Origin of the sequence: Lactonifactor longoviformis (assembly GCF_042848515.1) — a bacterium.
In the GTDB taxonomy this organism is placed as follows: domain Bacteria; phylum Bacillota; class Clostridia; order Lachnospirales; family Lachnospiraceae; genus Lactonifactor; species Lactonifactor longoviformis.
Genome location: NZ_AP031453.1, coordinates 1,697,692 through 1,711,518 on the forward strand (window position 1 = coordinate 1,697,692; position 13,827 = coordinate 1,711,518).

A 13,827-nucleotide genomic window follows, 5' to 3' on the forward strand; every position below is an offset into this window, starting at 1 on the left:
GTATGGCTAGTGGAGGCAATCGAAGGGTAAATCAAAGATCGGTGAGTACGAGAAATTCAGGGAATACCAGGTATTCTTATATAGAAGGAAATACAGTAAGAAGTGTGCAGACAGCGCCTAAAAGGCAGGAACGTCCGGTAAGGGGAAACCGGGAGGTCAGCCACAGGGCGCGGAGAAACCGTGCGAAAGCACTGCAGGTAAATAAAGGTTATATTGTGTTTTTGGCACTGGTATGTACTGCTACTTTATTTGCGTGCGTGCAATTCCTTCAACTGAAGGCAGTGATTACTGCACAGACAAAGGAAGTGGCATCATTAGAGACACAGCTGAGTCAGCTGAAAGCGGATAATGATGCTTTTTACAGCGAGACACTTGCATCTGTAGATTTGGACCATATTCGGGAGGTGGCGATTAATAAACTGGGGATGGGTTACGCCCAGGAAGACCAGATTATTCGTTACAGCACCAAGGGAAGCAGTTATGTAAGACAGTATAGAGATGTACCGGATGCAAAGTAGGTGAGTAAATTGGAACGCAGGAAGAAACAGAAAAGAAAATTGAGTGGAACCATGAGAAAAAAGCTGGCAGGACTGTTTATTTTGGTTCTGCTGGCTTTAGTAGGTTTAACATTAAGAATAACCTATATTAACGCCAAAAGCGGAGATAAGTATAAAAAGCAAGTTTTAATACAGTCCCAGCAGCAATATGACAGCAGGACCATTCCCTTTAAAAGAGGGGATATTACGGACAGAAACGGGACAGTGCTTGCAACCAGCAGTAAGGTTTATAATGTAATTTTGGACTGTAAAGTAGTCAATTCAAATAAGGATTACGTAGAGCCAACGGTTAAGGCCCTTACGGAACAGCTGGGGCTGGACGAGGATACCATACGCGGGCTTCTTACCAATGAACAGACAAAGAACAGCCAGTATCAGATTCTGAAAAAAGAAATCTCCATGGATGAAAAAAAAGCTTTTGAAGCGTATACGGCTGTGCCTGAAGACAGCAAACTCTCGGAAGAAGAGAGGCTGGAGAAGAAAAATGTACAGGGCGTGTGGTTTGAGGAGGATTATCTGAGAAAGTATCCCATGAATGCCCTGGCATGTGATACACTGGGATTTACATTTGCTGGTAATGTGGCAGATTGGGGAATAGAAGGGTATTATAACTCGACCCTCAATGGAGTGGATGGGAGAAAATATGGATATTTTAATCAGGACTCCGATTTGGAACAGACTATTATTGATCCGGTAAATGGAAACAGTGTGGTTTCCACTTTGGACGTCAATATACAGCAGGTAATTGAGAAGTATATCAGTGCATTTGACACAGCGATGTCAAAAGAAAACTTCAAAAAAGAAGATAAGAAAGAAGATGAGGAGGAAGACTCCTCCAAGGCAAAAAAGATAACAAAAGGGGCTGCCAATATAGGAGTAATTGTTGCAAATCCCAATACAGGGGAGATCCTGGGTATGGCAAGCTCAGATCCTTATGACCTGAATAATCCCAGGGATCTCACGGGAATTTATACAGAGGAAGAGATCAAGAGAATGAATGATGAGACTCAGCTGGACGCTCTGAATGCCATGTGGCAGAATTACTGTGTGACAGAGGCCTATGAACCGGGCTCTACTGTCAAACCAGTCATCGTGGCATCTGCTCTGGAGGCAGGTGCTATCACAGAGAACGACACTTTTGTGTGCGACGGCGGGCAGCAGGTAGCGGATCGGTTTATTAAGTGCTCGATTTATCCGGACGCACATGGTACACAGTCTCTGGGAGAGGTAATACAAAATTCCTGCAATGACGGTCTGATGGCCATCGGAAAAAAGATGGGAGCGGAAACCTTTCTGCGATATCAGAAGACATTTAACTTCGGAAGCAGAACCGGCATAGATCTGCCCGGAGAAGGTACAGGTATCCTCCATACCAAAGATACCCTGAACGCCGTTGAACTGGCTACTAGTTCTTTTGGTCAGGGATTTACCTGTACCATGGTTCAGGAACTGGCAGCATTATCTTCTGTAATCAATGGAGGAACCTATTATCAGCCTCATGTAGTAAACCGGATAGTAGATGATAAGGGAAAAACGGTAAAAACCATAGAGCCTACCGTCTTGAAGCAGACCATTTCACCTGATATTTCTGCAGAAATCCGGGATTATATGGGGATGAGTGTAAAGTCTGGTACCAGTAAAACATCAAAGGTACAGGGTTATTCCATGGGCGGTAAGACAGGAACAGCACAGAAGATTCCCAGGGGCAGCGGAAAGTACCTGGTATCCTTTATCGGATTTGCTCCGCTGGATGATCCCCAGGTAGTTATCTACGTAGTAGTTGACGAGCCAAATGCAGAGCGTCAGGACAACAGCAAGTACCCACAGTACATTGCTCAGGCAGTGCTTTCGGAAATTCTGCCGTATATGGATATCTTCCCCGATGAAGATACCAGCCAGGCTACCGTGCTCTGGGAGGGCTTTACAGGAGTGAAAAAGCAAAATGATGTGGGAGCTGAGGATCAGGAGGAGGATGATGGAGACGCACAGGAGAGCGATATCTCCGGAGACGGAATCGAGGATGAAAATGTACCGGATCCCCCGGAGAACCAGGAGAGTGAGGATGAGGTAGAACCGAATAATCAGGAATCAGATGGGATTACCAATGAAGAGGCCGGATTATCCGAATAATAAAAAGGGGACGTGTTCTTTTTAAAAGGAACACGTCCCAAATTCATTTAGGGGTGTCCCCAACGGAATAACTGGAACTTTTTCTCCATAGATTGTAGGGATAAGGTTTGGACGGTAGGGCGAGTTGAAGAAGAATAGAACCTATCATAAGAAGAAAACAGTGATTGTGTTTGCTGCCTGTATCTGTATGCTTTTGGGTCTGGTGGGCAGGATGGTGTATTTGATGGTATTTCAGTCAGATTATTATGCGAAAAAGGCAGAAGAGCTGCATGAGAGGGAGAGGGATATTAAAGCGGCCAGAGGCAAGATCATAGATGCCAATGGCACAGTACTTGCTGCAAACAAGACGGTTTGTACAATATCTGTCATCCATAGCCAAATTACAGACAAGGATGCTGTAATTGCCATGCTTCAAAAAGAACTGGGACTGGATGAAGAGACAGCACGAAAAAGAGTTGAAAAGGTTTCCTCTATTGAACGGGTAAAAACGAATGTGGAAAAGGAAGTGGGAGACAGAATTCGAAATTATGGGTTGGATGGTGTGAAGGTTGATGAGGATTTTAAACGCTATTATCCCTATGACACTCTGGCTTCAAAGGTACTGGGCTTTACAGGGGGAGATAATCAGGGGATTATAGGCCTGGAGGTTATGTATGAGGACGTTCTTAAGGGAATAGACGGAAAGATTCTGACGACGACAGATGCCAGAGGGGTAGAACTGGATGAAATCGGGGAGAGCCGGGTGGACCCTGTGTCGGGATACAATCTCCATATCAGCCTGGACAGAAATGTTCAGATGTACGCGGAGCAGGCAGCGAAAAAGGTTATGGAGCAGAAGCAGGCGGACGCTGTATCAATCCTGCTTATGAATCCCCAGAACGGTGAGATACTGGCAATGGTCAATACACCGGAATTTGATTTGAACGAGCCCTTCAAATTGAATACGTCGGAAGACACCTCAGGGATGACGGATAAAGAAAAACAGGATGCCTGGAATGGTATGTGGCGGAACCTGTGCATAAACGATACCTATGAACCGGGCTCTACGTTTAAGATAATTACTGCGGCAGCAGGCCTGGAAGAAGGAGTAGTAACCCTCAATGACACCTTTTCCTGCCCAGGATATAAGGTGGTGGAGGATCGGCGGATCCACTGCCATAAACGGACCGGCCACGGCGGTGAGACATTTCTTCAGGGGGCTATGAATTCCTGCAACCCTGTATTTATTGAAGTGGGACTCCGTCTGGGTGTGGATAATTATTATAAGTATTTTAAACAGTTTGGGCTGATGGAGAAGACCGGTATCGATCTCCCCGGTGAGGCTGCCACTATTATGCACCAGAAGAAGAATGTAGGGCAGGTAGAGCTTGCCACCATATCCTTCGGACAGTCTTTCCAGATAACACCCATACAGCTGGCAACCACAGTAAGCTCCATCATCAATGGGGGGACCAGGGTGACACCTCATTTTGGAGTTGAGGTAAGGGACGATGACGGCAAGCTGATCGAGACACTTGCCTATGAAAAAAAGAAACATATCGTATCCCAGGAAACCTCTGAGACCATGCAGTATATTCTGGAAAATGTAGTATCCGGAGGTTCCGGGAAGAATGCTTACATCGAGGGCAGAACCATCGGAGGGAAGACTGCCACCTCCCAGACGCTTCCCAGAAGCGCAAACCGTTATATCTCATCATTTTTGGGATTTACTCCAACAGATAATCCCCAGGTGCTGGGCTTAATCGTTATCCATGATCCCCAGGGAGTATATTATGGAGGGACAATAGCGGCGCCTGTAATGAAAGAAATCTTCGAGAATATTCTCCCGTATCTTGGGGTTGAAGGTTGATAAATAAGAAGAAAAGCTATATACTAGACGAGAATAAAACAAAAGAATGTGAATGAGGTGTATTAGGATGGATGCTAAAATGGTATTTCCTGTGCTGATTGCCTTTGCAATCAGTGCATTGCTGGGACCGATTATCATTCCTTATCTCAGAAAACTGAAGATGGGGCAAACGGAACGGATCGACGGCGTACAGTCCCATTTAAAAAAAGCGGGTACCCCCACGATGGGAGGACTTATCTTCCTGCTTTCAACAGTGGTGACCTCACTGCTGTATGTAAAGGACTACCCAAAGATTATTCCTATCCTATTTTTGACGCTGGGATTTGGAATCATTGGGTTTTTGGATGATTATCTGAAAGTGGTGCTGCGGCGGTCTGACGGACTGATGCCGTCCCAAAAGTTTGCTCTTCAGCTGGTAGTAACCGCTGTTTTTACGTTTTATGTGCTCAACTTTACGGATGTTTCTCTGACTATGAGAATCCCTTTCTGGAGAGGGCATTACTGGAATATTGAATGGCTGGCGATTCCTCTTTTGTTCCTTGCGGTAATCGGTACCGTAAACGGAGTGAACTTTACCGACGGTCTGGACGGATTGGCATCCAGCGTAACCATTATGGTGGCTACCTTTTTCTCGGTGGTAGCCATCGGAGATAAAAGCGGAATTGAGCCCATTACCTGCGCGGTGGTGGGAAGCTTGATGGGATTTTTGCTTTTTAATGTATTCCCAGCCAGGGTTTTTATGGGGGATACGGGTTCCCTTGCCCTGGGAGGATTTGTGGCCGGAACCGCCTATATGCTTCAGATGCCGCTGTTTATCCCTATTGTGGGACTGATTTATCTAGTGGAGGTACTGTCGGTGATGCTTCAGGTATCCTATTATAAGGCAACGGGCGGAAAACGTATTTTTAAGATGGCACCCATTCACCATCATTTTGAATTGTGCGGATGGTCGGAGACTAGGGTGGTGGCTGTATTCTCAATTGTAACTGCCCTCCTCTGCCTGATTGGGTTTCTTGCACTTTAGATAAGAACGGTATGGAATGACAATTTCCTGACAGGGAAAAGGATAAGAAGAAAGGAAATAAGGAGTATGAATTGGAATGGCAAAAAGGTAATGGTATTTGGTACGGGAATCAGCGGCATGGGTGCGGCCCGTCTGCTGGAGGATGTGGGTGCCGGTGTTGTGCTGTATGACGGGAATGAGAAACTGGATAAAGCACAGATAGAAGCAAAACTTCCAAAGGGCAGCAAAGCACAGGTGCAGATTGGAGACATGCCGGAGGAATTACTGCAAACCTTTGACGCGGTTATCATGAGCCCTGGCGTCCCATTGGATATTCCTGTGGCAGAGCGGGCAAAAGACAGGGGAATTCCCGTATGGGGAGAGGTAGAACTGGCGTACCAGGTAGGCAGAGGCTCGGTACTGGCTATTACAGGGACGAATGGAAAGACTACAACAACGGCGTTAACAGGGGCCATAATGAGGGACTATGCATCCAGTGTATTTGTTGTGGGGAATATAGGAACGCCTTACACATCAGTGGCTTTGGAAACCAAGGAGGAAAGCTTTGTTGTAGCCGAGATAAGCAGCTTTCAGCTGGAGACTACAGAAACCTTTGCACCAAAAGTAAGTGCGATTCTGAATATTACCGAGGATCATCTGAACCGTCATCACACAATGGAGGAATACATACGTGTGAAGGAGCTGATCACAGCAAACCAGAGACCGGAGGATGTGTGCGTACTGAATTATGAGGATGAGGTTCTCCGGAAATTTGCGGGATGTATGAAGCCCTCTCCCTGCTTTTTTTCCAGTGTGCGCAAACTTGACAGAGGGATTTACCTGGATGGGGACAGGATTGTGCTGAAGACGGACAAGGAGGAGATATCTGTTGTTAAAACTCAGGAACTTCAGCTTCTTGGACAGCATAACTATGAAAATGTAATGGCTGCTGTGGCTATAGCTTATCATGCAGGTGTTCCTGTAGAGAGCATTCGGAAAAGTATCTGCGCTTTTACGGCAGTGGAGCATAGAATTGAGTTTGTGACCGAAAAAAATGGTGTCCGGTACTATAACGACTCCAAAGGGACCAACCCGGATGCTGCCATTAAAGGGGTTCAGGCGATGAACCGGCCGACTCTTCTGATTGGCGGGGGTTACGACAAGAACTCTTCCTACGAAGACTGGATCCGGTCCTTTGAGGGAAAGGTGCGCTATCTGGTACTCATCGGACAGACAAGGGAAAAGATTGAGAGGGCTGCCCATGCATGTGGTTTTACAGACACTATCCTGGCCAAAGACCTGGAGGAGGCAGTAAAAATCTGTGCAAATAAGGCCAATCCGGGGGATGCGGTTCTCCTCTCCCCGGCCTGCGCCAGCTGGGGGCAGTTTGACAATTATGAACAAAGAGGGAATATGTTTAAGGAATACGTACATACACTGTAAGTAAGGATATGGAACTGCGGCGGGGCTTTCCCGGTCCGCGGCAGACAGGAAGTGATTGCTTGCAGAAAGACACAGAACCCAAGCGCCAGGCAGATGAGCTTCTGCTGATTTTGGTTTTGTTTCTGGTAGTGTTTGGATTAATTATTTTATATAGCACAAGTGCATATAATGGGCGGGTGAAATTCGATGACCCCGCCTATTATTTTAAGAAACAGCTTTTTGCGACCGCTCTGGGGCTTTTGGGGATGTACATAAGTTCCTGCGTGGACTATCATTGGCTGGCAAAATACGCCCCCTGGGGATATCTGGCTTCTCTGCTGCTTTCTCTGGCGGTATTATTCTTTGGGGATGAGTACAATGGTTCGAAGCGGTGGCTGTCTATAGGTCCTCTGTCCTTCCAGCCAGCGGAATTTGCAAAAGTAGCAGTGATCCTGCTTCTTGCATATGTTATCAGTAATTCAAAAAGTAAAAAGAACGGCCTGCTTTCCATGGGAAAGATCATGCTCCTGATCCTTCCTATTGTAGGGCTGGTAGGCACAAACAATTTAAGTACGGCTATTATTATACTGGGAATAGCCGTAATTTTAATTTTTGTGTCCAATCCCAAGTATCTGCCTTTTATATGGATCGGAGGGCTGGGGATTGCATTTGTGGGAATTTTTCTCAGCATGGAGAGCTACCGCCTGGAGCGGCTGGCTATCTGGAGAGATCCTGAAAAATACGACAAAGGCTTTCAGACCATCCAGGGACTATACGCCATAGGAAGCGGAGGTATCTTTGGGAAAGGTCTGGGGAGCAGTCTCCAGAAGCTGGGGTTCGTGCCGGAGGCCCAGAATGACATGATTTTCTCCATTATCTGCGAGGAGACGGGGCTGGTAGGCGCCTGTATTCTGATTCTCGTGTTTGGGCTTTTAATCTGGCGTCTGATGGTGATTGCCACTCATGCCACAGATCTGCTGGGGGCATTGATAGCCATTGGTATTATGGGGCATATGGCGATCCAGGTAATTCTGAATATAGCAGTAGTTACCAATACAATACCCAACACAGGCATTACTCTCCCTTTCATAAGTTATGGAGGTACCTCGGTGCTGTTTCTCCTAAGTGAGATGGGGCTGGCGCTGTCGGTCAGCCGTTATCAGAAGTAACCCTTTGAGGAACCCTGCATACTATAGTATATAAGAGCAAATAGGAGTGTATTGGTTGGACAGTATCAGAATCGTGGGAGGAAAACCACTTCAGGGTTCCATTGCTATACAGGGTTCCAAAAATGCAGCGTTGCCTATGATGGCAGCCACTCTGTTGCAGGAAGGTATCTGCGCACTGAAGGGCTGCCCCAGAATAGCAGATGTAAAATATATGGAAGAAATACTCCGATCTCTGGGTGCACTTGTGTGGTGGGAGGGCGATACGCTGTATATCGACAGCACCTCTGTCACAGGAACAGAAATACCCAGGGAATATGGGGAAAAAATGCGCTCCTCTGTGGTTGTCATGGGGAGCCTTCTGGGAAGGATGGGAAAAGCTAATATTCCCTATCCGGGAGGCTGTGTGATAGGTTCCAGGCCTATAAACCTGCATCTTCTGGCACTAGCCAGGCTGGGAGCCGCTATAGAGGAAATAGACGGAATACTGCATGTAACTGCGAAAGAATTAAAGGGAGCGGATATCTTCTTCAAAAAGGCAAGTGTAGGAGCCACACAGAATGCGCTTTTGGCTGCCGTGAAAGCGAAAGGAGATACCAGGCTCTCTGGATGTGCGGCAGAACCGGAAGTAGTATGGCTGTGCCGTTTTCTAAATCAAATGGGGGCAAGAATAGAGGGTACCGGTACGGACACGCTGCGGATCCGGGGCGTCAGTTCCCTGCACGCAGTGGAGTTTGACATCCCGGCTGATCGGATTGTGGCAGGCACCTATGTATGTGCCTGTGCTGCAACCAGGGGAGATATTATTCTGGAAAATCCCCCGATAGAAGAAATGAATGCCTTGCTGGAGGCTTACGAGAAAATGGGTGGACAATATGAAGCAAAAGGTGGTAAACTGTTTCTGTGCGGCAGAAAGGTGGATACGCCTGTTTCTTATTTGGAAACCCAGGTTTATCCAGGATTCCCCACGGATATGCAGTCACCGCTGATGGCTGTTCTGGCATCGGTGCCCGGAAAGAGCCATATCAGAGAGACTGTATTCGAGGACAGATTCAAAGTGGCTTCCCAGCTGACAAAGATGGGGGCCAGAATTGTAATTGACGGCAGAGATGCCATTATTGAAGGAGTACCCCGTCTTCAGGGCGCGCAAGTGTTTGCCCAGGAGCTCAGAGGGGGTGCTGCCCTGGTAATTGCCGGATTAGGGGCCTGTGGAACTACTTATATTAACAACAGACATTTCATTGAGCGGGGATATGAGCATATATGCGATGACCTGGCATCTTTGGGAGGCAATATCCGGAGAGACTAAAGGGGATTGGTATGAAGGAATCACAATACAGAAAAAAGATTGATAAAAAGATATTTCGCATCATTGTGGCCGGTATTCTGGGAATTATACTGTTAAGCGCGATTGCTTTTTTTGTCTGCTTTCGGATTACGGAGATAGAAGTGGACGGCAATCACCATTATACAGAGAAGGAAATCCAAAAGATGGTCATGAAGGGACCTTTTAAATCCAACTCTATATTATTTCCAATGACAGATATAGAGGAAAATACAAAAGATACTCCCTTTATTCAAGCCATTACAGTGGAACGGCTGTCACCCAATAAAATAGCCATCCATGTAGTGGAAAAGGAGCTCATTGGCTATGTGCCCTTTCTGGACGGGTACATGTACTTTGATAAAAAGGGAATTATTGCAGAAAGTACCGTGGAACCTTTGGAGGGGGTCCCCTACATTGAAGGGCTGGAATTCGATCATGTGGCTCTAAAGGACAAGCTTCCCATAGACAACGAAGATATTTTTAATACAATCCTGAGCCTGAGCCGTATGATTGCGAAAAACGAGATAGAACCAGACAGGATTGTACTGGATAAGAAATATAATATTACCTTATATTATGGGGATATACAGGTGACTATGGGAGAAGACAGCTATCTGGAAGAAAAGGTTACCCACCTTGCGGCAATTCTTCCGTATCTGGAAGAGAAAAAGGGGCTGTTGCACCTGGAAAATATAACCAATGATGCAAAAAACGTTACCTTTGAAAAAGATGAGGCATCGGATTCTGACGAGGACAGCCAGGATTCCGGGGAAAAAGACAAAACCATAGAGGCAGAATCCACAGATTAAGAACGAAATATGTCATAAAAAAGAATAATTTATAAAAAAAAGGAAAAATCGAAATTTGTGGTTGATAAATTGAAGAAAAAAATATATTATATATCTATATGCAAGCATCACAGGAACTAATACGACAATCCATTTTTGAAGGGTTAAAATTATACGAGGGTAGTTTAAAGGAGGAAGCACTTTGTTAGAAATTATGACGAACGAGGCGGAATCATCTGCAAAAATCATAGTAATTGGTGTAGGTGGCGCTGGAAATAATGCAGTCAACAGAATGGTGGAAGAAACCATCGGCGGAGTAGAATTCGTAGGAGTCAATACAGATAAACAAGCCCTTACTTTATGTAAGGCACCAACCGTTCTTCAGATCGGTGAAAAGCTGACAAAGGGTCTGGGAGCAGGCGCGAAGCCGGAAATCGGCGAAAAGGCAGCGGAAGAAAGCGTCGAAGAGCTGAGACAGGTTATGCAGGGTGCGGACATGGTATTTGTAACTTGCGGTATGGGAGGCGGCACAGGAACCGGTGCGGCACCAATCGTAGCCGGATTGGCGAAAGAGATGGGGATCCTTACGGTAGGTGTTGTAACAAAACCTTTCCGTTTTGAAGCTAAGACACGTATGAGCAATGCCCTGTCAGGAATTGAGAAGTTAAAAGACCATGTGGATACTTTAATTGTAATCCCCAATGATAAATTGCTGGAGATCGTAGATCGCCGCACTACAATGCCGGAGGCACTGAGAAAAGCGGATGAAGTGCTGCAGCAGGCAGTGCAGGGCATTACGGACCTGATTAATCTTCCCGCTCTGATTAACCTTGACTTTGCCGACGTGCAGACGGTTATGACAGACAAGGGTGTGGCTCACATTGGTATCGGTGAGTCAAAAGGCGATGAGAAAGCTCTGGAGGCAGTGCAGCAGGCAGTTGCCAGTCCGCTTCTGGAGACCACCATCGAAGGTGCTTCCCACGTGATTATCAATATCTCCGGAGATATCTCTCTTATGGATGCCAATGATGCCGCAAGCTATGTGCAGGAACTGGCAGGGGAGGATGCGAACATTATCTTCGGTGCTATGTACGATGATAAAGAAGCAGATTACGCAAGGATTACGGTTATTGCTACCGGATTGGATGACGCTACCACAAGAACGGCCAGTGTATCCAGAAATGCAAAGAGAAGCGCAGAACAGAAGAATGCACAGCAACAGCAGCAGAAAGCGCCGGCGTTCAAACAGCCGACCTTTAATCAGCCTGCATTTAACCAGCAGCCGGTTCAACAGCCAGTACAGCAGCCGGTATTTACACAGCCTACATTCACGCAGCCGACCTTTACATCACCGCTGCAGCCGAATCAGGCACCTACTACAAGTAATGTACCTAAGAAGGACATTCAGATTCCGGATTTCCTGAAGAACAGAAATAAATAATTGGGAAAGACTGCCGTGTGATATGCGGCAGTCTTTTTTTGCTTTAGTGGGATGATAACGTAGGATTTCTCTCACCTGGTTATGGAAAAGTTCCAGGAGGTAGATTTATCCCAAACATCGAGCTAATAATAGTGCTAAGCAGGATGAAAAGTGTACAACTCCCGACCTTCCCCACCCGTTTTCCGTGAATGTGATGTGAGTATCTGTCAGGTAAAGGGAGGCGGTCATGGCCCCATGACCGCCTCCCTTTACCGTCCGTCCGTGACACTTGCCAACGATTTTATTCGAGCTTTACATACACAAAACAATTACACAAAACTATCACTCAGAAAAATATTTCTCTTTTATCACATCCACCGGCATTTCTCTGCCAGTCCACAATTTAAAGGCCTCCGCACCCTGGTACAGCAGCATATACAAGCCGTTAAAGGTTGGGCACCCCCGCTCTCTTGCCATGGATAGCAGTTTGGTTTCCCTGGGGTTATAAATGATATCGCCCACTGCCAGATGGGGCGTCAGAAGTGAGGCGTCTTCAATAATGGAATTTCCGGTATGCGGAGCCATGCCTACGGAGGTAGCATTTACCAGAAGAGCGCTTTCTTCCAGCGCTTTTTTTAGTGCAGGGAGATCCTCGTTTTCATGAAGAATGACGGTACAGGCAGTTTTTTGATGGATTTTTTTAATCATATCCTCTGTGCGGTTCCAGAAGCGGCTGGTAGGGCGTGCGAATATGTGTATTTTTTTTACTCCGTCCAGTGCCGCCTGGGCACAGATTGCGGCGGCGGCGCCGCCGATTCCCATGAGCGTCATGGTTTTGCCTGTGATTTCATGGCCGGCATCCTTTACGGACTGCATAAAGCCATAGCCGTCCGTATTGTATGCAGTGAGAATCCCATTATCGTTTACAATGGTGTTGGCGGCTCCTATGAGCTGCACGGACAGAGAGAGCCTGTCAGCCAGTTGAACAATTTTATTTTTGTTAGGCATTGTGAGGTTAAAACCCCGGATGCCGGTCTGGCGGAGTCCGCGGACAGCTTCCTCAAGGGTGTCTTCTTTGACGTCAAAACATAGGTATACGTAGTCTAATCCCAGAAGGCGGAAGCTTTCATTGTGCATTAAGGGTGAGATACTGTGGGTTACAGGGCTTCCCAAAAGGGCGGTCAGACGGGTATGGCCTGTAATGGGTATATAATCCGGTGTTGTATTCATATGTAAATGATCCTCCGTTTGTATTATGTGAATATCTTAGTTTAGGATTGGGCGGCTGTCAAGTGATTCAAATGTTGGACGCCTGTCTGGATGCGTGCTATAATGGCATCAGAATTGATTCAGGAGGTCGTATGTGGAAATGACGGATATAGTATGTGTGAAAAAACTTAGAATCGGGGAAGGGATCCCTAAAATATGCGTCCCTATAGTAGGGGACACCTGGAAAAAGATTTTTGATGAAGCGGATAAGATAGCAGAGACCTCCCCTGACCTTGCAGAGTGGCGCTGTGATTTTTTTCAGGAGATAGATTGTCCGGAGCGCGTGAGAGAAGTTCTAAATGGGGTGGAGATGCGCCTGAAAGGGATTCCCCTTCTCTTTACGTTCCGAAGCAGGGAGGAAGGAGGAGAGAGAACCATGGAACCGGACAGCTACAGAAAATTAAATCTTATGGCGGCGGAGACCAAAAAAGTGGATCTTGTGGATGTTGAATGCTGCAAAGATCCGGAAATGTCGAAAAGACTGATAAGGGAGCTCCATGGTTTGGGAGTAAAAGTGGTAGGATCCTCCCATAATTTCCAGGAAACCCCTGAAAAGGATGAGATCATCCGGCGGCTTATGCAGATGGATGCGGTTGGGGCGGATATTGTAAAATTGGCCGCCATGCCAAAAGATGAAGGGGATTTGCTGAAAATTTTGTGTGCAACTAATGAAGTAAAAGGGAAGACAAAAAAGCCGGTGGTTACCATGTCTATGGGCCAAAAGGGAGCTTTGAGCCGTATCTGCGGCGCTGTCTTCGGTTCCGCTATCACCTTCGGCAGTATGGGACAGGCGTCTGCACCCGGGCAGATACCTGTGGAAGAACTGCGCGGACTGCTGGCGAATATCCATCAATACTGTCGATAAGATTTTTAAGTTCAGGCTGTGGTTTTGACAA

The 13,827-nt window shown here is 46.6% G+C and carries 11 protein-coding genes; 10 read left to right on the top strand and 1 reads right to left on the bottom strand.

Annotated elements, in window-relative coordinates:
- The first annotated feature begins 2 nt into the window (after window positions 1-2).
- The 9 genes from ACGHCT_RS07880 to ftsZ all read left to right on the top strand — a co-directional run bounded on the left by ACGHCT_RS07880 (window position 3) and on the right by ftsZ (window position 11,683).
- Entirely contained in the window at window positions 3-518 is a 516-nt protein-coding gene (locus ACGHCT_RS07880; RefSeq protein ID WP_154256388.1) for a hypothetical protein, read from the top strand.
- The gene (locus ACGHCT_RS07885) at window positions 519-2,687 is read left to right on the top strand and encodes a penicillin-binding transpeptidase domain-containing protein (RefSeq protein WP_347563274.1); all 2,169 of its coding nucleotides are present in this window, start codon (window positions 519-521) and stop codon (window positions 2,685-2,687) included.
- A 223-nt stretch (window positions 2,688-2,910) separates the two neighbouring features.
- Window positions 2,911-4,536: a peptidoglycan D,D-transpeptidase FtsI family protein gene (locus tag ACGHCT_RS07890; RefSeq protein ID WP_369523666.1), complete on the top strand. Its 1,626-nt coding sequence runs from the start codon at window positions 2,911-2,913 to the stop codon at window positions 4,534-4,536.
- Window positions 4,537-4,603: 67 nt separating this feature from the next.
- Window positions 4,604-5,560, top strand: coding sequence for a phospho-N-acetylmuramoyl-pentapeptide-transferase (mraY, locus tag ACGHCT_RS07895; protein ID WP_072848270.1), 957 nt, complete (start codon window positions 4,604-4,606; stop codon window positions 5,558-5,560).
- A 66-nt stretch (window positions 5,561-5,626) separates the two neighbouring features.
- The gene (murD, locus tag ACGHCT_RS07900; RefSeq protein WP_390439350.1) at window positions 5,627-6,982 is read left to right on the top strand and encodes a UDP-N-acetylmuramoyl-L-alanine--D-glutamate ligase; all 1,356 of its coding nucleotides are present in this window, start codon (window positions 5,627-5,629) and stop codon (window positions 6,980-6,982) included.
- Between the two features lie 59 nt (window positions 6,983-7,041).
- Window positions 7,042-8,130: an FtsW/RodA/SpoVE family cell cycle protein gene (locus tag ACGHCT_RS07905; protein WP_226902877.1), complete on the top strand. Its 1,089-nt coding sequence runs from the start codon at window positions 7,042-7,044 to the stop codon at window positions 8,128-8,130.
- Between the two features lie 55 nt (window positions 8,131-8,185).
- Window positions 8,186-9,436 carry a UDP-N-acetylglucosamine 1-carboxyvinyltransferase gene (murA, locus tag ACGHCT_RS07910; RefSeq protein ID WP_154256386.1) on the top strand — a complete coding sequence of 417 codons (1,251 nt, stop codon included), beginning with the start codon at window positions 8,186-8,188 and terminating at the stop codon, window positions 9,434-9,436.
- 11 nt (window positions 9,437-9,447) lie between these two features.
- Window positions 9,448-10,263: a cell division protein FtsQ/DivIB gene (locus ACGHCT_RS07915; protein ID WP_390439353.1), complete on the top strand. Its 816-nt coding sequence runs from the start codon at window positions 9,448-9,450 to the stop codon at window positions 10,261-10,263.
- A 181-nt stretch (window positions 10,264-10,444) separates the two neighbouring features.
- Window positions 10,445-11,683 carry a cell division protein FtsZ gene (gene ftsZ, locus ACGHCT_RS07920; protein WP_341443305.1) on the top strand — a complete coding sequence of 413 codons (1,239 nt, stop codon included), beginning with the start codon at window positions 10,445-10,447 and terminating at the stop codon, window positions 11,681-11,683.
- A 321-nt stretch (window positions 11,684-12,004) separates the two neighbouring features.
- Here the strand turns inward: ftsZ and aroE are convergent, their stop codons facing one another.
- Window positions 12,005-12,892 carry a shikimate dehydrogenase gene (gene aroE, locus ACGHCT_RS07925; RefSeq protein ID WP_390439355.1) on the bottom strand — a complete coding sequence of 296 codons (888 nt, stop codon included), beginning with the start codon at window positions 12,890-12,892 and terminating at the stop codon, window positions 12,005-12,007.
- Between the two features lie 139 nt (window positions 12,893-13,031).
- On the opposite strand from aroE, the gene aroD reads away from it, so the two are divergent.
- A complete protein-coding gene (gene aroD, locus ACGHCT_RS07930) occupies window positions 13,032-13,796 on the top strand; it encodes a type I 3-dehydroquinate dehydratase (RefSeq protein ID WP_390440150.1) in 765 nt (254 codons plus the stop codon).
- The last annotated feature ends 31 nt before the right edge of the window (window positions 13,797-13,827 follow it).